23 protein-coding genes are annotated in these 23,409 nt (G+C 53.5%); 9 read left to right on the top strand and 14 right to left on the bottom strand.

Annotation, left to right across the window (positions count from 1 at the left end; translation table 11 throughout):
• Nucleotides 1-6 precede the first annotated feature (6 nt).
• On the bottom strand, nucleotides 7-1,434 hold the full coding sequence (locus tag SD961_RS06875) for a glycoside hydrolase family 1 protein (protein WP_318789649.1): 1,428 nt from the start codon (nucleotides 1,432-1,434) through the stop codon (nucleotides 7-9).
• Between the two features lie 9 nt (nucleotides 1,435-1,443).
• Entirely contained in the window at nucleotides 1,444-2,778 is a 1,335-nt protein-coding gene (locus SD961_RS06870) for a PTS sugar transporter subunit IIC (RefSeq protein ID WP_318789648.1), read from the bottom strand.
• A 190-nt stretch (nucleotides 2,779-2,968) separates the two neighbouring features.
• Here SD961_RS06870 and SD961_RS06865 point away from each other — a divergent pair, with 190 nt between their 5' ends.
• Nucleotides 2,969-3,277: a PTS lactose/cellobiose transporter subunit IIA gene (locus tag SD961_RS06865; protein WP_306210813.1), complete on the top strand. Its 309-nt coding sequence runs from the start codon at nucleotides 2,969-2,971 to the stop codon at nucleotides 3,275-3,277.
• A gap of 74 nt (nucleotides 3,278-3,351) precedes the next feature.
• On the opposite strand, the gene lysA is transcribed toward SD961_RS06865, so the two are convergent.
• Entirely contained in the window at nucleotides 3,352-4,605 is a 1,254-nt protein-coding gene (lysA, locus tag SD961_RS06860) for a diaminopimelate decarboxylase (RefSeq protein WP_318789647.1), read from the bottom strand.
• Nucleotides 4,606-4,725: 120 nt separating this feature from the next.
• Between lysA and SD961_RS06855 the strand changes: the two genes are divergently transcribed.
• Entirely contained in the window at nucleotides 4,726-5,646 is a 921-nt protein-coding gene (locus SD961_RS06855; RefSeq protein ID WP_318789774.1) for a LysR family transcriptional regulator, read from the top strand.
• Here SD961_RS06855 and SD961_RS06850 read toward each other — a convergent pair.
• Nucleotides 5,643-6,806: an MFS transporter gene (locus SD961_RS06850; RefSeq protein WP_318789646.1), complete on the bottom strand. Its 1,164-nt coding sequence runs from the start codon at nucleotides 6,804-6,806 to the stop codon at nucleotides 5,643-5,645. The two genes, SD961_RS06855 and SD961_RS06850, sit on opposite strands and share 4 nt — an antisense overlap.
• 475 nt (nucleotides 6,807-7,281) lie before the next feature.
• Here SD961_RS06850 and SD961_RS06845 point away from each other — a divergent pair, with 475 nt between their 5' ends.
• Nucleotides 7,282-7,905: a serine protease gene (locus SD961_RS06845; protein WP_318789645.1), complete on the top strand. Its 624-nt coding sequence runs from the start codon at nucleotides 7,282-7,284 to the stop codon at nucleotides 7,903-7,905.
• Nucleotides 7,906-7,939: 34 nt separating this feature from the next.
• On the opposite strand, the gene SD961_RS06840 is transcribed toward SD961_RS06845, so the two are convergent.
• The gene (locus tag SD961_RS06840; RefSeq protein WP_318789644.1) at nucleotides 7,940-8,452 is read right to left on the bottom strand and encodes a cupin domain-containing protein; all 513 of its coding nucleotides are present in this window, start codon (nucleotides 8,450-8,452) and stop codon (nucleotides 7,940-7,942) included.
• Nucleotides 8,453-8,773: 321 nt separating this feature from the next.
• On the opposite strand from SD961_RS06840, the gene SD961_RS06835 reads away from it, so the two are divergent.
• Nucleotides 8,774-9,490, top strand: coding sequence for a LuxR family transcriptional regulator (locus tag SD961_RS06835; RefSeq protein ID WP_318789643.1), 717 nt, complete (start codon nucleotides 8,774-8,776; stop codon nucleotides 9,488-9,490).
• A gap of 3 nt (nucleotides 9,491-9,493) precedes the next feature.
• Here the strand turns inward: SD961_RS06835 and SD961_RS06830 are convergent, their stop codons facing one another.
• The 6 genes from SD961_RS06830 to xerD form a co-directional block, all read right to left on the bottom strand.
• Entirely contained in the window at nucleotides 9,494-10,132 is a 639-nt protein-coding gene (locus SD961_RS06830) for an acyl-homoserine-lactone synthase (protein WP_318789642.1), read from the bottom strand.
• 384 nt (nucleotides 10,133-10,516) lie between these two features.
• A complete protein-coding gene (gene lysS / locus SD961_RS06825; RefSeq protein WP_318789641.1) occupies nucleotides 10,517-12,037 on the bottom strand; it encodes a lysine--tRNA ligase in 1,521 nt (506 codons plus the stop codon).
• Nucleotides 12,038-12,046: 9 nt separating this feature from the next.
• A protein-coding gene (prfB, locus tag SD961_RS06820; protein ID WP_318789640.1) for a peptide chain release factor 2 occupies nucleotides 12,047-13,145 on the bottom strand; the annotation gives its coding sequence in 2 pieces (ribosomal slippage) (nucleotides 12,047-13,069 and nucleotides 13,071-13,145; 1,098 coding nt in all).
• Between the two features lie 181 nt (nucleotides 13,146-13,326).
• On the bottom strand, nucleotides 13,327-15,045 hold the full coding sequence (gene recJ / locus SD961_RS06815; RefSeq protein ID WP_318789639.1) for a single-stranded-DNA-specific exonuclease RecJ: 1,719 nt from the start codon (nucleotides 15,043-15,045) through the stop codon (nucleotides 13,327-13,329).
• Nucleotides 15,045-15,755, bottom strand: a complete 711-nt coding sequence (gene dsbC, locus SD961_RS06810; RefSeq protein WP_318789638.1) for a bifunctional protein-disulfide isomerase/oxidoreductase DsbC — start codon at nucleotides 15,753-15,755, stop codon at nucleotides 15,045-15,047. The genes recJ and dsbC overlap by 1 nt, the downstream gene beginning before the upstream one ends.
• A 34-nt stretch (nucleotides 15,756-15,789) precedes the next feature.
• Nucleotides 15,790-16,716, bottom strand: coding sequence for a site-specific tyrosine recombinase XerD (gene xerD / locus SD961_RS06805; RefSeq protein WP_318789773.1), 927 nt, complete (start codon nucleotides 16,714-16,716; stop codon nucleotides 15,790-15,792).
• A gap of 66 nt (nucleotides 16,717-16,782) precedes the next feature.
• Here xerD and fldB point away from each other — a divergent pair, with 66 nt between their 5' ends.
• A complete protein-coding gene (gene fldB / locus SD961_RS06800; RefSeq protein ID WP_318789637.1) occupies nucleotides 16,783-17,301 on the top strand; it encodes a flavodoxin FldB in 519 nt (172 codons plus the stop codon).
• Nucleotides 17,302-17,465: 164 nt separating this feature from the next.
• On the opposite strand, the gene SD961_RS06795 is transcribed toward fldB, so the two are convergent.
• Complete coding sequence (locus SD961_RS06795) at nucleotides 17,466-17,864, bottom strand: protein YgfX (RefSeq protein WP_318789636.1); 399 nt, start codon at nucleotides 17,862-17,864, stop codon at nucleotides 17,466-17,468.
• On the bottom strand, nucleotides 17,845-18,111 hold the full coding sequence (gene sdhE, locus SD961_RS06790) for an FAD assembly factor SdhE (protein ID WP_318789635.1): 267 nt from the start codon (nucleotides 18,109-18,111) through the stop codon (nucleotides 17,845-17,847). Before sdhE ends, SD961_RS06795 begins: the two co-directional genes overlap by 20 nt.
• 217 nt (nucleotides 18,112-18,328) lie before the next feature.
• Here sdhE and ygfZ point away from each other — a divergent pair, with 217 nt between their 5' ends.
• Entirely contained in the window at nucleotides 18,329-19,312 is a 984-nt protein-coding gene (gene ygfZ / locus SD961_RS06785) for a tRNA-modifying protein YgfZ (protein ID WP_318789634.1), read from the top strand.
• Nucleotides 19,313-19,341: 29 nt separating this feature from the next.
• Here the strand turns inward: ygfZ and trhA are convergent, their stop codons facing one another.
• Nucleotides 19,342-19,995: a PAQR family membrane homeostasis protein TrhA gene (gene trhA / locus SD961_RS06780; protein ID WP_318789633.1), complete on the bottom strand. Its 654-nt coding sequence runs from the start codon at nucleotides 19,993-19,995 to the stop codon at nucleotides 19,342-19,344.
• 249 nt (nucleotides 19,996-20,244) lie between these two features.
• Between trhA and SD961_RS06775 the strand changes: the two genes are divergently transcribed.
• The 3 genes from SD961_RS06775 to SD961_RS06765 all read left to right on the top strand — a co-directional run bounded on the left by SD961_RS06775 (nucleotide 20,245) and on the right by SD961_RS06765 (nucleotide 23,382).
• A complete protein-coding gene (locus SD961_RS06775) occupies nucleotides 20,245-20,853 on the top strand; it encodes an HD domain-containing protein (protein WP_318789632.1) in 609 nt (202 codons plus the stop codon).
• Between the two features lie 131 nt (nucleotides 20,854-20,984).
• Entirely contained in the window at nucleotides 20,985-21,713 is a 729-nt protein-coding gene (locus SD961_RS06770) for a MurR/RpiR family transcriptional regulator (RefSeq protein ID WP_318789772.1), read from the top strand.
• Between the two features lie 157 nt (nucleotides 21,714-21,870).
• Nucleotides 21,871-23,382, top strand: a complete 1,512-nt coding sequence (locus tag SD961_RS06765; RefSeq protein WP_318789631.1) for a PTS transporter subunit EIIC — start codon at nucleotides 21,871-21,873, stop codon at nucleotides 23,380-23,382.
• Nucleotides 23,383-23,409 lie beyond the last annotated feature (27 nt).

Here is a 23,409-nt window from a genome sequence, read left to right as displayed (position 1 = left end):
GTTTCCTTATTTGATTTCATCATCAAGAGTGAGAGTTAACTGTCGGCTGTCACGCCGCTCGCGGTACCAGTAAGCTGACTTTTTCATCCGCCGCTGGCGCTGGTTATCCAGATCGATCTCAATCAATCCGTAGCGATTTTTAAAGGCGTTCATGGGCGAGACGTTGTCGGTGAAGGCCCAGAGCATATAGCCCTGACAATTAGCCCCGGCTTCACGCGCTTTCAACGTCTGGTAGAGATGTTCGGCAATGAAAGCGATGCGGTAATCGTCCTGGATTTCGCCGCTGGCATCTTTAAATTGCGCTTCGTCTTCAATTCCCATCCCGTTCTCTGCGACAAACCAGGGGATGTTGCCATACTCATTTTTGATGCGCATCGCCATGTCGTAAATGATGCCGGGCTGGATCTCCCATCCGCGCGACTTGTTCATCCGCCGCCCCGGCAGCTCGAAATGCTCATAGTAATAAGCCGGGTGGAAAGGCGTGTCGGGATGCCAGGCGCGGGATGGCGCTTTTACCCGATGTGGGTAGTAAAGATTAATGCCCACCTCATCCACCCGGTAGCGGGCAATGATTTGCAATTCTTCTTCACTATATTCCCAGCGGACCTGATGCTTCTCAAGCAGCGCCAACAGCTCTGCGGGATATTCCCCTTTGATGGCGGGATCAAGAAACAGCCGGTTGTAGAAGAGATCGTACCGTTCTGCCGCCTGCACGTCGTGGGGTGCGCTTGAACGGGGATAAGTCACTTCAGGATTCAGAATGGTGCCTACCGTGCCGGAATAGCCTTGTTCACGAAACATTTTCACGACTTTGGCGGTGGCAAGATTTTTATGGTGGCTCCACTGCATCCATGTTGCGGTGTTCTGTTCATAAGGCCAGCGCAGCGCATCCAGATAAACCCGGGTTTGCACCACCACAGGCTCGTTAAAGGTAAACCAGCGGGTAACTTTATCTGCATAGCGTGCAAAGACTTTTTCCGCATAGCGCAGATAAAGCTCAACAACATACTTTGAGCCCCATCCACCATAGCGTTCCAGCAGCACGGCGGGGAGTTCGTAATGCTCCAGGCAGAGCATCAGCTCAATGCCCTGGGCGTGCATTTCAGCGATCAGCGCGTCGTAATAGCTCGCGTACTCCTCATCCACCACCACGTTTTCATAATCAGTTAAAAACCGTGACCAGTTAATGGAGGTACGATAGTGCGTCAGCCCGGCGGCCTTCATCAGCGCCACATCCTCCTGATAACGGTTAATAAAATCCGTTGCTACTGCAGGTCCGTAGCCGTTATGCCAGACGTGACGATCGTTTTTGTACCAGGCGTCGGGCCATGAATCCTGCCCCTCTTTTTTTCCACTCCAGCCTTCGGTCTGCCAGGCTGATGCGGCGGCACCGAGGATAAAATCCTGCGGGATAGCGATAGTAACCTTGCTCATTGTGGCTCCTTAATTTTGCACCAGCTCAGGCTGCAGCGCTTTGGCTTCTGCCGCCTCCGCCCGTCGTGCGGCGATTTTCACAAACGGCAGGTAAATCAGGATCGAGACCAGGATGCAGATAATTTGCGTCACCACCGCCCCCATCGAACCGGCGGTTGAAAGCCAGGCGTTGATAATGGGCGGCGTAGTCCAGGGCACCATCACCACCGCCTTGTCGGCAAAGCCCATTACCGTGGCAAAGTAGCCAATTGAGCCAGTGATCAGCGGGGTGATAATAAAGGGAATCGCCAGAATCGGGTTGAGCATGATCGGCATGCCGAAAATCACCGGTTCGTTGATATTGAACAGGCCGGGGCCGAAGGAGAGTTTGGCTATCTCGCGCATCTCTTTGCGTTTTGTCGCCAGCATAACCGCGCTGAGCAGGCCGAGTGTCAGGCCCGATCCCCCAATGCTCATATAGACATCCCAGAAAGGCATGGTGATGATATTGGGCGCCTCTTTGCCCTGCTCGAAAGCATTCATATTAACCAGAATGGCCCCCAGCAGCAGCGGTTCACGAATGGGCTTAACCATCTGATTACCGTGGATGCCAATCACCCAGAACAGCTGCGCGACAAACATCAGTAGCAGAATGCCCCACAGGCTTTGCACCACGGACTCCAGCGGTTCCTGCACCACTTTGTAGACGGCATCATAGAGGTACATGCCGGTGAAACGGTGGAAGACAAAGCCAAAGGTGGCAATAGCAGAGACGGTAATGATTGCCGGGATCAGTGCGGAGAAAGAGGCGGCAACGTTAGGCGGAACGGTATCGGGCATTTTAATTTTCAGCCGATCGACATTCTCCAGCCGGCAGTAGATTTCCACAGAAAGAATGGCAATAAACATGCCAAGGAACAGGCTTTTGGTATCGGAAAACTGCTTGGCCAGCACATCGGTTACCAGCTGCATCTGCCCGTCAACCAGCATGGTGAGCGTGGTTGGCGTGACGGCGATAAAACAGATAATGGCTAACAGGCCGGGAAACAGCGTTTTGATGCCGTTGATTTTGCCCAGCTCAATGCCGATCAGAAATACCGCGCCGATGTTGAGAAAGCTCAGCGTTGCATAGTTGATGCTGGTGGTAATTGGCTTCAGTTCGGCAAGAAAAGAGAGCGCCGCAAAGCCAGCAAGGCCATTTTTACTGTCCAGCACCATATTTGAAATCAGTACGGAGAAGGCGCCAACGATAATCACCGGCATCAGCGTGATAAAGGACGCTTTAATCGCCATGATGTAGCGGTAGCTGTTGAATTGGGTAGCAAAACTGCCCAAAGAGTCAATAAGCCGATCCTGTAGAGACATGCGTAATACCCTCAGAGGTAAGTGATAAGGCATTCCAGTATTTTTCGTGGCCTGATGAATATCCCTGCTCGTGGCATACCAAAACTAGCGAAACTCACCTTATTTTCTGTGATAAGTCTCCCAGAAGTGGATATTGGTATTCCGATAGGATGGATAATTATTATTTGGTATACCAATAACGGAGGCTGCAATGGATTTTGAACAAACCATGATGACGCTGCTTATTAGCGCGGGGGAAGCCCGCTCTCATGCGATGGGCGCCATTCAGTTCGCCCGTAAACGAGAGTGGCTACAGGCGGAAGAAGCGCTGGCAGCCTCGCTGGAGGCGTCTAAAGAGGCACATAAGATCCAGACTGAATTGATCGGGGCCGATGAAGGGTGTGGCAAAGTGCCGGTAACGCTGATCCTGGTGCATGCGCAGGATCACCTGATGACGGCGATGCTGTGCCGCGATCTGGCGGAAGAGATCGTGCTGCTGAGAAAAGAACTTTTTGGATAAGGATCGCCGTATGATCAAGGGGCTGGCTTAATCAGAGGGTAAAAAGCCAGCCCGGGTGACAACGGTAAGCTATTCTACAGCTCCAGCGCCAGCAGCTCCTGGATGGTCTGCGGACGGCGGATCTGGCGTGGCTTACCGTTTTCAAACAGTACTTCCGGCAGCAGCGGGCGGCTGTTGTAGTTCGATGACATCGAGGCACCGTAAGCGCCGGTATCATGGAATACCAGGTAATCACCAGGTTTTACCGCTGGCAGCGCACGGGTTTCCACTTTTCCCCCTTCCAACTGGGTAAAGACATCGCCCGATTCACACAGCGGCCCGGCCACTACGCTCTCAAGAGTATGCTGCTCATCCAGTTCGCGGCCATCGCCTGCCATTGCCGAAATATGGTGATAACTGCCGTACATTGCCGGGCGCATCAGATCGTTAAAGCCTGCATCCACCAGCACGAAGTGACGGCTGCCCATCTGCTTCACCGCCCGAATTTTGGAAACCAGCACGCCAGACTCTGCCACCAGGAAACGCCCTGGCTCAATCTCTAACTTCACCGCATGGCCCAGGTGCTGCGCCACCCGCTCACGCGCGGCGTTCCACAAGCCGAAATAGTGCCCGGTATCGATCGCCTCTTCGCCAAAGCGATAGGGAATCGACAACCCGCCGCCCGCCGATATCGCTTCCAGATCCTGACCGAAGCTGATCACCTGACTGACCATCGCCTCACAGACCTGCTGCAAATGGCCATAATCCACGCCTGAACCAATATGCATATGAATGCCAATCAGCTTCAGCCCGTGGCGCTGGATTGCCGCCAGCGCCAGCGGCAAATCGCTGTACCAGATGCCATGCTTGCTGTTTTCGCCACCGGTGTTGGTTTTCTGGCTGTGACCGTGCCCAAAGCCGGGGTTAACGCGCAGCCAGACCGGATGCCCGGCAGACACTTCACCCAACTGATTGAGCATGTCCACCGAACCGGCATTAACCGGGATCTGCAGCTCAACCAGACGCGCCAGCGTAGGCTCATCAATAACATCGGCAGTAAAGACAATTTCATCGCCGCCCGGCTGAAAACCGGCCACCAGCGCACGCTCAATTTCACCTAAAGAGACCGAGTCCACTTTTACACCCGCAGCATGCATCAGGCGCAGAATATGAATATTCGAGCAGGCTTTCTGCGCAAAACGCACCACGTCAAACTGCTGTAGCTGTGCGATGCGCCCGGCGATGATGCTGGCATCGTAAGCCCAGACAGGTCCGCCATAGTGCTGAACCAGCGGCAGAAGATTATCACGGGTCAGCGCGGTGTCGGGATTATTGAGTAAGCGTGGCATAAGGAGTCTCCTGAAGAATATCGGCTTATTACGCCACAAGCAGAGCAGCATGAAAAATATCTGTTTTAACAGAGTCTATTCATCCATGATATGAGTTTAGCTGTTCTGCGGGAGCTGAATATGGCGGGCATTACGCTGCGACATATCGAAATTTTCCATGCCGTGGTTACCACCGGTAACCTCACAGAGGCCGCTGCGCTGTTACATACCTCACAACCAACGGTAAGCCGCGAGCTTGCCCGCTTTGAGAAGCTGGTGGGGCTGAAGTTGTTCGACCGGGTTCGCGGCCGCCTGCAACCTACGGTACAGGGGCTGCGTCTCTTCGAAGAGGTACAGCGTTCCTGGTATGGGCTGGACAGAATTATCAGCGCCGCAGAGGGGCTGCGGCAGTTTCGCCAGGGCGAACTCTCCGTGGCCTGCCTGCCAGTGTTCTCGCAGTCGCTGCTGCCGCTTTTTTGCCAGCCGTTTCTGCAGCGTTATCCCGAGGTCAGCCTGAATATTATTTCGCAGGAATCACCGCTGCTGGAGGAGTGGCTCTCTGCTCAGCGTTATGACCTGGGGCTGACGGAAACCAGCCAGACGCCTGCTGGCACCGGGCGCACTGAACTGTTTACCGGCAATGAAGTCTGCGTTCTGCCTGAAGATCATCCGCTGGCGGCAAAAGCGTGCCTTAGTCCGGCCGATTTCGCCGGACAGGACTACATTAGTCTGTCACGCAACGACAGCTATCGTCAGTTGCTGGATACGTTGTTTCAGGAGCAGGGAGTTCAGCGCAGAATGGTGCTGGAAACGCACAGCGCGGCATCGGTATGTTCAATGGTAAGGGCGGGGGTTGGGGTGTCGATAGTGAACCCGCTGACAGCACTGGATTATGCTGGCAGCGGAGTAGCCATCAGGCGGTTCAGCATTGCGGTGCCTTTTACGGTCAGCCTTGTCCGGCCACGACACCGCCCTTCTTCTGCGCTGGTTGAGGCGTTCTGCGCACATTTGCACGCCGATATCAGCCTGATTAACCAGCGTCTTGATGCGCTGTTGCGTTAAGCGTTAACGGGTTGCGTCTGACCACGGGAAGGCCGGAAGGTGATCAGACAGATAACCAATCCGCCCGCTGCCAGTATGGCCGCGACTACCGGTACGGCAGTGAGGCCATAACCGCTGCCAATCACCGCGCCGCCAGCCCAGGCCCCAAAGGCGTTGCCCACGTTAAACGCCGAAATATTCAGCGTAGAGACCAGATTCGGTGCCTCTTTGCCATGGCGAACCACGTTAATCTGCAGGCCAGGCACGGTGGCAAAGGTCGCCATCGCCCACAGGAACAGCGTGAGTTCCGCCAGCCACAGCGCATGGCTGGTCCAGCTGAAGATCAGAGAGAAGACCGCAATAAGCGAGAAGCTGAGGATCAGGCTGAGCGACAATTTTCTGTCCGCCAGTTTGCCGCCCAGGATATTGCCTACCGTCAGGCCGCCGCCAATCAGGAACAGCGTCCAGCTTACACCTTTGTCGCTGATCCCCGTCACCTGCAGCAGCAGCGGCGCAATGTAGCTGAACAGGGCAAACATCGCCGCAGCAAAGAAGACGGTCATCAGCAGCGACAGCCACAGCTTGCCGTTGGCCAGCGCGCTGATCTCACTGGCAAGATGAACCGGTTTCTCATCCCGATTGGTCGGCAGGCTGACAATCAGCGAGATAAACGCCAGAATGCCAATCACAGAGACGCCCCAGAAGGTGGCGCGCCAGCCAAACAGCTGACCAAACCAGGTGCCGAGCGGGACGCCCAGTACGTTCGCCAGCGTCAGGCCGGTGAACATCAGCGCCACCGCTGAAGCCTGTTTGCCCGGTGCGACCAGGCTGGCTGCCACCACGGCGCCAATGCCAAAGAAAGCGCCGTGACAAAGCGCCGTAATAACGCGGGCGGCCATCAGCAGGTTGTAGCTGTAAGCCAGCGCGCAGAGCACGTTGCCGATAATGAAAATCACCATCAGCAGCATCAGCGTGCGTTTACGCGGCAGTTTTGCCGTCAGCAGCGCCATGATTGGCGCACCAATCGCCACGCCCAGCGCATAACCGCTGATCAGCCAGCCCGCAGAGGGGATTGAGACCTGCAAATCCCCCGCTACCTCCGGCAGCAAACCCATAATAACAAATTCCGTGGTGCCGATAGCAAAAGCACTCAGCGCCAACGCCAGTAAAGAGACAGGCATGTCAGACTCTCCAGACAGGTCGACAAAATAAAAAGACAGCGCAGCAGGCGTTCTGCGGTGCTGAAGGGAAATTAAAATTTGATCCAGATCACATCAGCAATTAAAGCACAGCTCTCCTCAGGCTGAAACAGCCTGAGCATCAAAGGACTATTGCCTGGCAGGCAAAAGTCACAGAAAAGAGAAAATCTGCGGATAAAATCCCACCTGTTCGCTCAGGAAAAGAGCGCGGCTGCCTTTTTTACGCAATCTTTCACTACTAAAATTTGCTTCAGAAGCCCATAACATCATACTTTCTCAAGACTCACCCTAAACAACGATCGGCGTTGCCCGGCTCCAAAAGGAATACCTGATAATTTCCGGGCCGTGGGTTCATGCAAAAGCATTAAAGATTTGCCTTAAGGTGCCGATAAGATACAAGAGATTAAGAGGCGTTTTCTGGTGCTGTACTTAAGCAATTCATTACCGAGGAGTAGCGATGCGACGTGCTATCTGCCTGCTTGCCCTGCTTGTGGGCGGCTGTTCAGTGGGAAAATATGAGTACAGCAAAGAAGCGGAAAAGCGCGTAGATATGACCGTCACGGGTATTCCTACCGTGCTTGGCGTGGGCACGCTCGGCACCACTATTCCGCTCACGCCTGACTACAGCCTGACCGCCGCACACGTAGCAAAGTTTTCTCTCTATCGCGTTAAATCTTACCATCCTGAATGTGACCTGGCCGTGGTTTACCACAAGAATGGCAATGTCGCGCCGCCCCATTTCCGCAACGGCCTTATTGGCGATAAGATCAACCTTTATGGCTACAGTTTTATCTCCGCAATGCCGGTGGCATCCAGCGGCACCAATCTGGTGAATACCGGGTTGAAGAACGACTGGAATAAGGTGAGCTGTGTGGTGGTGGCATCTGATGCGGGCGTGGTAAAAGGCATGTCCGGCGGCGCGGTCTATAACGCTTCCGATGATTCAATTGGCGGCGTTATTGTGGGTTACTCAAACCGCATCAACGATCTGAAATCGGGCAAGCTGCTCTATAAAGATGTCTCTTTGTACGTGCCTTATGCCCGATTCAAAGCCTGGCTGGATGAGGCTGTCAAATCCTGATTGTGCACTTCTTTCTCCGCACCTTTACTCTCTGTCAGCCCGCATTTTTATTCAGTTTATCCGGCAGGCCGTTATGACTACCAAACTGCTGCTCAGGGGGATTTACCCAGCGATCTTCCCTGGTGGCTTCATAAACAGGATTAAGGGGATAATGAATCCGGTTTTCCGCTTTATTGGCTTCCCCTACCACGATCAATCGTGCTTCTTGACTGCTGTTATTGATAAACGTATGGCAGAGGCCGGTTCCTGCGGGAAAGCCCACCGAGTCACCTGCTTTAAGGGGATAAAGCTCACCGTTAATCCATGCATCCGGCGTCCCTTCCACTACAAATACAAACTCTTCTTCAGCACTTTCAGCATGAGGGTAGGAGACCCGGCGGCCGGGCAACAGCCGGATATGATGGATGCCAAGCCGGGTCAGACCCAGCGATCGGGCCAGCGGCGCACCTATCGCCATCAGCTCATCGCTACCGGTGTAATGCTTGTTATCAGGCTGCTCCAGCTCCTGCCAGTGGCGTATACAGTCCGGACGTGGTGTTGATTTCATGGCAATCCTTCAGGCTTGAAACTGCGGTTTGCAGTACTCACCACCTTAACGGAGGTGCTCATCCGCTGTCATGAAAAAATGAGGCATTCTGAGCGTAATTGCGCGGCGTAGCACAGCCTGAGATGTTACCCGGAGAGCAATGGATTGCTTGAGGAGGCTTAAAGCGGTACTTTTTATCTTTGAAAAGAGACATCAGATTATCTTTGAAGAGAGACATCAGATATTTTTTTGTTGCTGACTGGCTTCGAAGGTTTAGAATGGCCCCGTCACTGGTTGTCATCACGCCGCAAAACAGACTGACTCACTGGGAAACAAGCCGTTATGGAAAACGAAAATTATGTTAATAGCGTTATTAAAAAACACCTTGAAACCAAATTAAAAGAGTTAGGTGATTTTATCTGGGCCTATGTCGTGCTTTCAAAAAACAATATGTCAATTTCTGCGCATGCAACAAATTATCCAGATAAATGGGTAGAGTATTACCAGGAGAATAACCTGCAGTTTACCGACCCGGTGGTTATTACCGCATTGAATCGGTTGACACCTTTTTCATGGAATGAAAAAATAAACCTCGCTAATGAATCGTTTTTCTCGAGTATTTTTGAAAAGGCTAAGCTTTACAGTATAATCAGTGGCTATACTTTTGTTTTGCACGACTATAAAAAAAATCTGGTCACGCTGAGTTTGCTTATTGATCCTGCTAAAAGGGAAGAAACAGAGCGATTAATAAACCTGCATAAAGGCACCTTAGATCTATTGCTGGCGTCAGTCCATGAAGAGTATCTGGCACTTATTTCTCTTTCAAAAACGAATGATTCACACCTCGTTAATGAAAATATATTTACCACCCGTGAAAACGAAATCCTTTACTGGGCCAGCGTTGGGAAAACCTACTCCGAAACCGGGACCATTTTAGGAATAAAAACGACTACCGTTAAGTTTCATATGTCCAATATTGTCAAAAAACTGGGGGTAACAAACGCAAGGCATGCTGTACGTCTCGGCATAGAACTCCACCTGGTCAGGCCCGTTAGTTAATTTTTAAATATTTGAAGCATATAGAGGCCAACTATTTAACTCATTTTCATTAAGGCCACTCTCATTAATAATCGCAGACTTCATTGCCTGATGACTGTTTTCATCAGCATGTCCCAGTACAAGATATACAGGTTCATCTTTTTCAGATTGTCCGGTTTCTAACAGGGTGATATTCCAGCCAGAGCTCTTTATAATTTGCATCATAGGATGACTTGTTACAGCAATAACACCATCGTATTGATGCTGCCTGGCATAGCTTATCAGTGCCATAAATAAGACTTTGGTGACAGGAAAACGGTGGCCAGCTAAAAATTTAGCCCCTTGCTTATCAACAAAAAAACGGGTTGATTCAATATAGTTTCCTTCAGGTATTTCAACCTTGTTAAAAAAAGAGGAGAATGTGTTAGCCAGCATATTCTCATTCTTCATCGCAATAACTCTGCTCCCACATATTATTTTTTCATCCTTCACCCCATAAATATATTTAGCGTTGGCATTATCGAATTCATCCCTTTCCATTTCCCCTGTACAATTGACAGCCCACTGAAGCCTGTCTTTAAAAACACGCTTCCTTAATTTGAAAATCTCTTCTGATTTCTTACTATCCAGGGTGGAATAATCAGAACAGTAAACTTTAAGCATAATGATACCTGTATATAGATTCAGACACAGCCTGATAATACAGGTGGATGCTCTTAACTCATTATGCCGAGACTGGAGGATGATATTATCTTTTTCTGCTGAACGGTAGCACTCAGGCAATAATATAAAAAATATATTGCATATAATATAAAATAAATTCGCATGACTTCTATATTAACAATGGGGACGCCAGGCTGAGAAAGAATCTGAGGCTGCTTTAAAAATATTGATATGAATAAGCGGATAAGAAACTTTCTGGCCAGAGAGGTCTGGACAGAATCTACACAATTTTTAATCAGTAGTGCTGGTGGTATTTGTTATGTTGGGCATGATGTAAAAAAGGGGCGAATCGCTTCGCCCCTTACAACGCTTATTGCAGCAAACTTACTTACCGGTCGGACGCAATGCCGGGAAGAGGATCACATCACGGATGGTGTGGCTGTTAGTGAACAGCATCACCATACGGTCAATCCCGATACCCAGGCCCGCCGTTGGCGGCAAGCCATGCTCCAGCGCGGTCACGTAGTCTTCGTCGTAGAACATCGCTTCGTCGTCCCCGGCATCCTTCGCATTTACCTGCTGCAGGAAACGCTCAGCCTGATCCTGCGCATCGTTCAGCTCGGAGAAGCCGTTACCGATTTCGCGGCCGCCGATAAAGAATTCGAAGCGGTCGGTGATTTCCGGATTATCGTCGTTACGACGTGCCAACGGAGAAACTTCAGCCGGGTATTCGGTAATAAAGGTCGGCTGGATCAGATGGCTTTCGGCGGTCTCTTCGAAGATTTCAGTCACGATACGGCCCAGACCCCAGCTCTTCTCAACTTTGATACCCAGCGACTGCGCAATGGCGGCGGCTTTATCAAAATCGTCGAGATCGGCCAGGTTGGTTTCCGGACGGTATTTCAGAATTGCTTCTTTCATCGTCAGCTTTTCAAACGGCTTGCCGAAATCAAACTCCTGCTCGCCGTAAGGAACTACGGTGGTGCCCAGCACATCCTGCGCCAACGTGCGGAACAGGCTTTCGGTGAGTTCAATCAGATCGCGGTAGTCCGCATACGCCATATAGAGTTCCATCATGGTGAACTCTGGGTTATGACGTGGCGAGATACCTTCGTTACGGAAGTTACGGTTGATTTCGAAGACGCGATCGAAACCGCCTACCACCAGACGCTTCAGATAGAGTTCCGGCGCAATACGCAGGTACATATCGATATCGAGCGCATTGTGGTGAGTGATAAACGGACGAGCAGACGCACCGCCAGGGATCACCTGCATCATCGGCGTTTCCACTTCCATAAACTCGCGGCCCACCATAAAGCTGCGGATACCCGCCATGATTTGTGAGCGAATTCTGAAGGTTTTACGCGACTCTTCGTTAGCGATCAGGTCCAGATAACGCTGACGGTAACGCGTCTCCTGGTCCGCCAGACCGTGAAACTTGTCCGGTAGCGGGCGCAGGGCTTTGGTCAGCAGACGCAGTTCGTTACAGTGGATAGAAAGCTCACCGGTTTTGGTTTTGAACAGTTTGCCGCGTGCGCCGACGATATCGCCAAGGTCCCACTTTTTAAACTGCTCGTTGTAGATCCCTTCCGCCAGATCGTCGCGGGAAACGTAGAGCTGGATGCGGCCGCCGACGTCCTGCAGGGTCACAAATGAGGCTTTACCCATAATGCGGCGGGTCATCATACGACCGGCTACGCTTACTTCCACGCCCAGCGCTTCAAGCTCTTCGTTCTCTTTTGCATCAAACTCAGCATGCAGCTGCTCTGAAATGCTGTCACGACGGAAATCGTTAGGGAACGCCACGCCATTTTCGCGCAGCGCGCTGAGCTTCTCGCGACGTGCTTTCAGTTCATTGTTCAGCTCAAGTGCGACATCAGCGCTCTGCGGTTGTTGTTCAGACATGTCAGTTCCTTATAGACCGGCTTTCAAGCTGGCTTCAATAAAACGGTCCAGATCGCCATCCAGCACCGCCTGGGTGTTACGGGTCTCTACACCGGTACGCAAATCTTTGATACGGGAGTCATCCAGCACGTAGGAGCGGATCTGGCTTCCCCAGCCGATATCGGATTTGTTATCTTCCAGCGACTGTTTCTCAGCATTTTTCTTCTGCATTTCCAGCTCGTACAGCTTCGCCTTCATCTGCTTCATCGCCTGGTCTTTGTTTTTATGCTGAGAGCGATCGTTCTGGCACTGAGTCACGGTATTGGTGGGAATGTGGGTAATACGCACCGCCGACTCGGTCCGGTTAACGTGCTGACCACCCGCGCCCGAAGCACGGTAAACGTCAATACGCAGATCCGCCGGATTGATTTCGATATCAATATCGTCGTCCACTTCCGGGTAAACAAACGCGGAGCTGAAAGAGGTATGACGGCGGCCGCCGGAGTCAAACGGACTTTTACGTACCAGGCGGTGAACGCCGGTTTCGGTGCGCAGCCAGCCAAACGCATAATCGCCCATGATGCGCAGCGTGGCGGATTTGGTGCCAGCCACTTCGCCTTCGGACTCTTCAATGATTTCCGTTTTGAAACCTTTCGCTTCTGCCCAGCGCAGGTACATGCGTACCAGCATGCCCGCCCAGTCCTGGGCTTCGGTGCCGCCGGAACCAGCCTGAATGTCGATATAGCAGTCGGCGCTGTCATATTCCCCGGAGAACATGCGGCGGAACTCCAGCTCACCCAGCTTTTTGTCCAGCAGGTCGAGTTCGGCGATCGCTTCGTTGAAGGTCTCTTCATCGTCAGCTTCAACGGCCAGCTCAAGCAGGCCAGAGACATCTTCCAGCCCCTGCTCCATCTGATCCAGCGTTTCGACGATCGCTTCCAGCGAGGAGCGCTCTTTGCCCAGCGCCTGGGCGCGTTCAGGCTCGTTCCACACGTCCGGCTGTTCCAGCTCGGCGTTAACTTCTTCTAAACGTTCTTTCTTGGCATCGTAGTCAAAGATACCCCCTGAGAACGCCACTGCGCTCAGAGAGATCCTGAATTCGGTTCTTTACCGGATTAATTTCAAACATGATAAGAATCTTTTAGGACATGAATGTAACTGAGCAGTTTAACCGAATTTGCCGCCGGATTGTAGCGCTGAAGAGGGGGCAATTTGCGTCTCAGGGAGTAAGGAACCGCCTCAGCTGGCCACTGACCTGAAGCAGGCGGCGCAAAGGCGGATTTCGTGCAAAGAGAAGGGATAAGCCACGCCTACAGCGGCCAGAGATTTTCAATAATCAGCTGCACGCTGCGGTTGCCGCGAAACTCATTGATGTCGAGCTTATAAGCCAGTTCAACCTGCTTCACGCTGGGGTCTGGCCAGAGCGCAGTATCCACGTTGAAGGCGATGCCATCCAGCAGCGGGCCGCCGCCCAGAGGTTCGATCATCACTTTCAGATGGCGCTCGCCTACCAGCCGCTGCTGGATAAGCTTAAATTTGCCGTCAAACTGCGGTTCCGGGAAGGCCTGGCCCCAGGGACCTGCCTCACGCAGCAGTTCCGCCGTTGGCAGCGTCAGTTCCTGAGCCATCAGCTCGCCGTCTGACCACACCACGCCCTGTAGCGCCTCTTTGTCCAGCCATTCACCCACCAGATCGCCAAAGTGCTGGCGGAACTCGGCAAATTTCGCCTCTTCCAGCGACAGACCCGCTGCCATGGCGTGGCCGCCAAATTTAATAATCAAGCCGGGATGGAGCGTATCCAGCCGCTCCAGCGCATCACGCATATGCAGCCCGGAGATGGAGCGCCCGGAGCCTTTCAGCGTACCGTCGCCCGCCGGTGCGAAAGCGATGACCGGACGGTGAAAACGCTCTTTCAGGCGGGAAGCCAGGATGCCCACCACACCCTGATGCCACTCGGGATGGTACATCGCAATACCCAGCGGCAATGCTTCGCTGCTGCGCTCCAGCGCCTCACACAGCGCCAGCGCTTCCCGCTGCATGCCCTGCTCAATCTCTTTACGGGTCTGGTTCAGCGCATCCAGCTCACTTGCCAGCATACGGGCCTGAGCAATGTCTTCGCTCAGCAGCAACGCCACGCCAACAGACATATCGTCCAGCCTGCCCGCCGCGTTCAGCCGTGGGCCAAGCGCAAAGCCTAAATCACTGGCCGCCAGCTGACGGGGATCGCGGTTGGCAATCTCCAGCAGCGCTTTAATGCCGGCACGGCATTTTCCGGCACGAATACGGCTCAGTCCCTGCCAGACCAGAATACGGTTATTGGCATCCAGCGGCACCACATCCGCCACCGTACCCAGCGCCACCAGATCCAGCAGTTCCGCCAGGTTAGGCAACACTTCTGCCCCGCTGTCGCGCAGCCGCGCGCGCAGCGCCAGCATCAGATAGAACGCCACACCCACCCCCGCCAGCGAGCGTGAAGGGAAAGCGGACTCTTCCAGATTGGGATTTACGATCGCTTCCGCATCCGGCAGCGTTTCACCGGGAAGGTGGTGATCGGTAACCACCACGGCAATGCCCTTCTCGTGCGCCAGCGTCACGCCAGCATGGGAGGAGATGCCGTTATCCACGGTAACAATCAGCTGCGCGCCCCTGGCGGCGGCCTGCTCAACCACTTCAGGACTCAGACCATAGCCATCATCAAAGCGGTTAGGCACCAGATATTTGACGTTGCGTCCGCCCATGCTGCGCAGCGCGAGAACGGCCAGCGCGGTGCTGGTAGCGCCGTCGGCGTCAAAGTCTCCCACGATCATGATACAGAGGTTATCCGCAATGGCTTTTTGCAGGATCTCAGCCGCTAACTCAATGCCCGACAGAGAGTGAAAAGGATGCAGGTTTTTCGCCCCGCGCTCCAGCTCACTGGCATGCAGAACCCCACGATGCTGATAAAGACGACGCAGCAGCGGATGGAGTTCGTCGGGGAGCTTAGCCCCTTCCACCGCCACACGACGGCGGAGTTCAGTTTGGCTCTTCACTAGCCCTGACCGCCCGCTTTCTGGCTATCCAGCAGCTGTTTCATCTCCTGCGGGCCCTGGTAACCCGGGATCATCATCCCGTTTTGCAGCAGAATGGCTGGCGTGCCCTGAATGCCGTAGAGGATGCCCAGCTTGTAATGCTGTGAAAGGTCGATTTTGCAGTCGATGGGCGACACTTCCCCGCCGTTCATGGCGGTGCTGAAGGCTTTTTTAGGATCTGCGGCGCACCAGACGGATTCCATGTTTTTCGCAACCTGACCATTCATGCCTTCACGCGGGAAGGCAAGGTAACGCACGGTGATGCCCAGCGCGTTATAGTCAGCCATTTGTGAGTGCAGCTTGCGGCAGTAGCCGCAGGTGATGTCGGTGAACACGGTGATCACATGCTGCTCTTTTGGCGCTTTGTACACGATCATCTCGCTGCTTAACGCTTCCACTTTCTTCTCAAGCAGTTTGTTGGTGACGTTGACCGGCTGGCCACCGCTGACATCGTACAGCGGCCCCTGGATAAACTGTTTGCCATCTTCAGTAACATACAGCACGCCGCTCTCTGTCAGCACGGTTTTCATTCCGGGCAGAGGCGAAGGTTGGATCTCAGTCTGCTGTAAACCCAATTTTTTCAGTGATTGCTGGATGGCCGCGTCATCCGCATGCGCAAGGCCGCTGACGGCGGTCATCAGCAAAGTCAGTAACAGGTAATGCTTTTTCATCGGGTTATCCTTAGCCTTGTTCTCTATCCCCGCCTCAGGCGCGAGGATGATGCTGTTGATGTAACTGACGCAGCCGCTCGGTGGCGACATGCGTATATATCTGGGTAGTGGAGAGATCGCTGTGCCCTAAGAGCATCTGTACGACACGCAAATCGGCCCCATGATTCAGTAAATGGGTGGCAAAAGCGTGGCGCAACACGTGCGGCGAAAGCTTCTCACTGTCGATCCCTGCCAGTGTGGCGTAATGTTTGATGCGATGCCAGAAAGTTTGCCTGGTCATCTGCCGGGCGCGACTGCTGGGAAACAGGACATCCAGCGTCTGACCGTTCAGCAGCCAGGGGCGGCCATACTCCAGATAGTGCTCCAGCCAGTGTACCGCTTCTTCTCCCAGCGGCACCAGGCGCTCTTTATCCCCTTTGCCAATCACCCGCACCACGCCCTGGCGCAGGCTGATATTGTTTAACGTCAGGCTAACCAGCTCGGTAACGCGCAGTCCGGTGGCATAAAGCAGCTCCAGCATCGCCTTGTCACGCAGCTCAAGGGGCTCTTCAATGCTGGGCGCCTGTAGCAGGCGGTCTATCTGAGCTTCACTGAGATCTTTCGGCAGACGCTGGGGCAGCTTTGGCGAAGCCAGCAGCGCGCTGGGATCGTCATCGCGAAGCTTTTCACGGTAGAGATACTGAAACAGCCGACGCATGGCGCTCAGCAGCCGGGCAGAACTGGTGGCCTTATAACCGCCCTCGATCCTTTCTGCCAGAAAACCCTGCAGATCGACCGCATCCACGCGCAACAAATTTGTCCCATTGTGCGCTAACCACCCCGCCAGTGACATCAAATCCAGGCGATAAGAAGCCACGGTATTTTCGGCCAGATTGCGCTCTATCCATAAGGCATCAAGAAATTGCTCAATCAGATCGCTGTCCTGCACGTCATCCCCTTTTGCTGGCTGCGGCTGCCGCATTACGCCGCTGAGGCTCAATTCTGATATAATCCGCGTCATTGCACCAAGTAAATTGAGTTATCGGATATGAATATCGGACTTTTTTATGGTTCCAGCACCTGCTACACCGAAATGGCAGCAGAGAAAATCCGCGATTTTATCGGCGACGATCTCGTTACGCTGCACAACCTGAAAGATGATTCGCCCCAGCTGATGGAGCAGTATGACATGCTAATCCTCGGCATTCCGACATGGGATTTCGGCGAACTGCAGGAGGACTGGGAAGCGATCTGGACCGATCTGCCTGGCCTGAAGCTGGAGGGCAAAATTGTCGCGCTCTACGGCATGGGTGACCAGGGCGAATACAGCGAATGGTTTTTAGACGCGCTGGGCATGCTGCACGAGGTACTGGCCCCTTCCGGGGTGAAGTTTGTCGGCTACTGGCCCAATCAGGGGTATGAGTTCACCAGCCGCAAGCCGCTGACGCCGGATGGCAGCCATTTTGTCGGCCTGGCGCTGGATGATATCAATCAGTTTGAGGCCACCGATGAGCGCATCGCCCAGTGGTGTGAGCAGATCCTCACCGAGATGGCCGACGCGCTGTAGTCCATGGGCCGCAAAGACAGAAGCCTTTGCCGCGCAGGCTATAACGCCAACCGCGCCTGCGTATCGGATGTTCGGTAATGCTGAATTCCTGTACGACTATCGTCATGCTGGAGGGTGCGGCCGATACTGCTCATAATGCCCGTTGCCATCATTGAATGGCGGTTTTATCTCTCGGGCAGCAGATGCTGACGCAGCAGGCGCCACTCCTCTTCATCCATGCTGTCCCGACAGAGCCACAGCTTTTCTTTCTCGCCCGCTGATGAGCGCAGCGCCAGCAGCATAGCCTGTCGGCTCATCCAGGGACGGCCGCAGATCTGCCACCGCTTCTGTCGCCACTGTAGCTGACCAGCCTCCAGCAGCGCGATCTCTCCTTCCCGGCCACGTATCCTGCGCTGGCTGCGTACGCATTCAAACACCACCAGCGTGAGCAACAGCATCCACACTAAGGTAAAACGTGCAGGCCAGGGCGCCAGCAGCAGTGCCAGGATTGCTGTGCCATGCAGCAGCAGAGAGACCCATTGAGCAAGCCAGGAGACCCGCAGGTCAGAGTGCCACAGGGCCACGTTGCTGGTTTCGCTGTTGAATCAAGGTCACTATCTGCTTCAGCTCAGCGTCATCCGGCTCGCCGTGATTCATCAGCCAGTTAAAGAGATCCGGGTCCGGGCTTTCCAGCAGGCGGATAAACTGCTGTTTCTCCTGGTCGGTCAGGGAATCATACTCATACTTGAAGAACGGCATGATGGCGATATCCAGTTCCAGCATGCCACGGCGGCACGCCCACTGAACCCGTGCTTTGTTATTAATATCCATTTTATCCATCGTCAGTCAGTCAAACATGGCGGCTAGTGTAGCGCTTTTTTACTCGCTTGTTGATGACGCAGTGCTGAGGTTGCTGGCTCTCTTCAAACGCGTCCACTTTTGTTGCAGGGTTATCAAGCGATTTGTGCCGCATTTTCCGGAAACAGGTTGCAAAGCCAGTGGGCTCTTTTAACATGAAGCATATAGTTCCTCTATTCAGGATGGATGCATGCCAACACTCTCTTTCCCCCCTCGTCACCCCACGGCGGCCTCACGTCTGCCGCTTACGCTTATCTCTCTGGAAGAGTGGGCGCTGGTAAACGTGACTGGCGCTGATCACGTCAGCTATCTGCAGGGTCAGGTGACGCTGGACGTCGCCGCGCTGGCGGAGAATGGCCATCTCCCTGCTGCCCATTGTGATGCCAAAGGCAAAATGTGGAGTAATCTGCGTCTCTTTCACCGTGGTGAAGGCCTGGCCTATCTGGAGCGCCGCAGCCTGCGCGACAACCAGATTAGCGAGCTGAAAAAATATGCCGTATTTGCCAAAGTCACTATCGAAGCGGATGAAGAAGCCGTGCTGCTGGGCGTCGCCGGTTTTCAGGCCCGCGCTGCGCTCAGCGGCTTCTTTACAGCGCTGCCGGATGCAGAAAACCCGGTGGTGCAACAGGGCGATAGCACCCTTTTATGGTTTGGCACGCCGGCAGAACGTTTCCTGCTGGTGACCAGTCGCGAACAGGCACAAAGCATACGCCAGAGCCTGGAAGGCGAAGCGCAGTTAAATGACAGCACCCAGTGGCTGGCGTTGAATATTGAAGCAGGCTTGCCGGTAATTGACGATGTTACCAGCGCCCAGTTTATTCCTCAGGCCACCAATCTACAGGCGCTGGATGCTATCAGCTTTAAAAAAGGCTGTTATACCGGTCAGGAGATGGTTGCCCGCGCTAAATTCCGTGGCGCCAATAAGCGCGCGCTTTACTGGCTTGCAGGCAGCGCCGGGCGCGTTCCTGCGGCCAATGACTCGCTGGAAATGAAACTGGGAGAAAACTGGCGCCGTACCGGCACCATTCTTTCAGCCTGTCAGTTAGACAACGGCGAAGTCTGGGTTCAGGCGGTGTTGAATAACGATCTGGAGCCGGATACGGAACTGCGTGTGCAGGGAGATGAGGGCGGCAAACTGACTATTCAGCCGTTACCTTATTCTCTCAGCGAGTAAACAGAACAGGAGCCTTTCGGCTCCTGTTTTCACATCACATAGAGATAGATCGCCAGAAAATGGCACAGGCTGCCGCCCAGTACAAACCCATGCCAGATGGCGTGGTTATAGGGGATGCGCTCCATCACATAGAAAATTACCCCCAGCGAATAGGTTACTCCTCCCGCGGCCAGCAACCAGATCCCGCCTGGTGAAAGTTTCATCGCCAGCTGATACACCACAATCAGCGAGAGCCAGCCCATCAGTAAATAGGTGATAACGGAGAGCGCCTCAAAGCGATGAATAAATGCCAGCTTAAAGAGCACGCCAATCAGCGCCAGACTCCAGATCACCACCATCAATCCGTGTGCCAGCGGTGACTGCAATCCCACCAGCAGAAAAGGGGTGTAGGTTCCGGCAATCAAAATATAGATAGCGCAGTGATCCAGCCTCTTAAGCCAGAATTTCGCACGCGGGTTTGGGATCGCGTGATAGAGCGTGGAAGCCAGATAGAGCAGAATAATACTGCCGCCGTACAGACTGTAGCTGGCGATAGCCAGGGTGCCGGCCTTTGCTTCTGAGGCCTGCGTCAGCAGCAGTACCAGTCCTATAATGCCTAACAGTAAACCAATGCCGTGGCTGATGCTGTTCGCCACCTCTTCAGCCAGTGAATAGCCTTGTTCTGATATAACTTTTTCCGTCATGAAGCTTTCTCTCCATACCCTGAACGGGCCTGAATAATAGTTGAGACCCACTCGGCCTCTGTTACGCAGAGCGGGACAGGCCAGCAGCTTGAGCACGAATAGCCTATCTGAGAATAATTTCAGAGTACAGGTGTAAGCTTAAAATAAAGCGTGACCGGGTGTAACCCACACTTTTAAGCGCGACCTGCGCAATCGTTTCCCTTACACTGGTTGCCAACTTTTTTCTGCAGGAAAATAACGAGGCCAGCGATGTCCGAGAGCGTATCCGCCGTTGATTTCGGTGAAATGACAGAGGTTATTCAGTTCCTGATGGAGTTGGATAAATTAAAAAGCGTCGAGCGCCGTACCCGGCTGATTGGCAATTCCCGCTACGAGAACTCTGCCGAGCACAGCTGGCAGCTGGCAGTGGCGGCGATGAGCCTGGCCCCCTACTCCGGCTCTGAGGTGAATGTGACGCGCGTGGTGCAGATGGCGTTGCTGCATGACGTGGTGGAAATTGATGCAGGCGACGTGATGGTTTATGACCTCGCGGCCCGCGAAGCCATTCACGCTCAGGAAGTCGCGGCCGCCGACCGGATTTTCGCCCTGCTCCCGGATGCGCTGGGTAAAAAATTTCGCGCGCTCTGGGATGAATATGAAGCGGGCGAAACGCCAGATTCCCGCTTTGCGAATATGCTTGACCGCGCCCTGCCCGTTATCCAGAACCTGCACAACCAGGGACAAAGCTGGAAAGAGAACCATATCCGTCTGGAACAGGTGATCAGCCGTAATGTCGCCATTGAAAAAGAGTGGCCTGCGCTCTGGCACTACCTCAAACAGCATCTGGAACAGGCTCAGCAGCGGGGCTGGTTAATGTAGAGGAGAACCGGGGTGCGTACTGCTGCGCTCCGGAACGCCATTTTGCGAGCAACTTCTCAGCTCTGGTAAAACGGCCACACCCTGAGATGAATTCTGCTAAGGTAGTGATTCTTCAGAATTTGAGCGCCGCTATGTTCACGCATCACACTCTCGCCACCCTGAATGCCCTGGAACTCCAGGTCTATAACTACGTGATTAAGAACCGCGATAAAGTGATGTACATGACCATTCGCGAGCTTTCCGATGCCGTGCAGGTTTCCACCACCACCGTGCTACGTTTCTGCCGTAAACTGCACTGTGATGGCTACTCAGAATTTCGTATTCGCTTCAGACTCTATCTGGAGCAGGAGCAGCATCAGCCCGCTTATTCCGGCGTGGGTGAACTTATCGGCTTTTTTAAAAGCATTAACAATGATGACTTTGAGCATCTGATCAATCGTGCAGTCGATCATCTGCTCCATGCGGAACGTATTATCTTTGTTGGCGCTGGCACTTCAGGAACGTTAGGAAAATATGGCGCCCGCTTCTTTTCCAATGTTGGAAAGTTCAGCAGTTATATCGATGACCCTTATTACCCGGTCAACAGTGATATGTATGAAAATGCCGTAGCGGTTATATTATCTGTCTCCGGCGAAACCCCGGAAATATTACGGTTAGCCAGCCAGTTCAGCCTGCATCACTGCCAGGTGATCTCTGTCACTAATAATGAAAATGCTTCGCTGGCAAAAATGGCTGACTTCAATCTTTCCTACCATATGCCACGGTTGCTGGTAGCGGATGAATATGACGTGACCACGCAGGTCCCCGTTATCTATATCTTAGAAACGCTTGGCCGCAGGCTGGCAGCGCGGCTTAAATAAAAACACCCTGTTTTTTCGATGTAACAAATTACGGAATCGCAAATTTGTTATATCGTGACATTCTTTATTTGCTTGATAAACTCGCCACAATAATAAAAACATCGCTTCAGAAAAAGATTTACTTCAGAAGCTGAAATACCCTGGCGAGGAGAAGATCATGGCGTTGAATTTTGCTGAATCCGCAGTAGAGATCGTCAAGCTGGTCGGTGGTAACGATAACGTGATCAATATCACGCATTGTGCCACGCGGTTGCGTTTTATATTAAAAGATGGCGGGAAAGTTAATAAGGAACAATTAAAGCGGGTAAAAGGTGTGATTACCGTTATCGAAGCGGGCGGCCAGCTTCAGGTGGTGATTGGTAACCATGTGGACGCCGCTTACCAGGAAGTGGTAAAGCTGGTGAGCGTGGATGAAAATGCGGCCATTTCCGCGCCAGACATCGGCATTGTCAGCCGCCTGATGGATATTATCTCCAGTATCTTCGCCCCTTTCCTCTACCCTCTTGCTGCCTGTGGCATTCTGCAGGGCCTGCTGTCACTGGTCACGGCGCTCGGCTGGATGGATCAGGCCAGTGGCGCGTACCGTATCCTGAATTTTGTCTCCTGGACCGGCTTTACCTTTCTTCCGGTGCTGGTGGCCTTTACTGCCGCCAAAAAATTCAACGTGAACCCCTTCACCGCCGTGATTGCCGCCTGTGCGCTGGTCAGCCCTGACTATATGAATATGCTGACGGCCAACAAAATCATGCTGGCCAATTCTGCCGACCCGGCACTGCAACTGCTGATGAAAGAGGCGGTCAGTAATCCGGAAACAGCCAGGATACTGGCTGAGGTAGCTGGCGTTCCGGTGAATGCGCCAGCGCTTGATTTCTTCGGTCTTCCGGTGAAATACCTGAGTTATACCGCCTCGGTGATCCCGATCATTCTGATGGTCTGGATAATGTCTTACATTCAGCACTTTTGCGAGCGCGTGCTGCCGCTGGTGATCCGCAATCTTTTTACCCCGATGATTTGCCTGGCCATTATGGTGCCGCTGACGCTGCTGGCCTTTGGCCCGACAGGAAATGCGATTGGTGGCGCTATCGGCGGTATCTACAACACGCTTTACGCTCTCAGTCCGGTGGTGGCCGGGTTTGTGGTGGGCGCGCTCTGGATGCCGCTGGTCACGCTGGGGGTACACTGGGGGATTACGCCCGTCACCGTCGGGAATTACGCCACGCTGGGCTATGACACCTTTACCGCGCTGCAGGCCTCCGCCGTGTTTGCCATGGCGGGGGCGACCTTTGGCGTCTGGCTCAAGTCAAAAGATCAGGAGATGAAGCGCGTTTCTCTTTCGGCAGGCTTAACGGCGCTGTTTGGCATCTCTGAACCGGCGCTGTATGGCGTGGCGCTCCGGCTGAAAAAACCGATGCTGTGCGGCTGCCTGGCGGGCGCTATTGGCGGTTCGGTGGCGGGTTTCTTTAACGCCGTCTCCTGGAGCTACTGCCTGCCCGGCATTGCCGTACTCCCGGTCTTTTTCAAAGAGGGGCATATGCCGCAGTTTATCGGCTTTTTGCTCTCAATCAGCCTCGCGTTTGTGCTCGGTGCGGCGTTGACCTGGGTGGTTGGATTCAGCGAACGGCCAGGCACGCCAGATGAAGCAGAGAAGTTTAAGCCAGCCAGCGCCTGAATCAAGGGGCGGAAAAGGCGGCCCGAC

Origin of the sequence: Erwinia sp. MMLR14_017 (genome assembly GCF_033657285.1) — a bacterium.
Taxonomy (GTDB): domain Bacteria; phylum Pseudomonadota; class Gammaproteobacteria; order Enterobacterales; family Enterobacteriaceae; genus Erwinia.
Note: the sequence above shows the minus strand (reverse complement) of the source record. Positions and strands in the feature narration are given on the sequence as shown.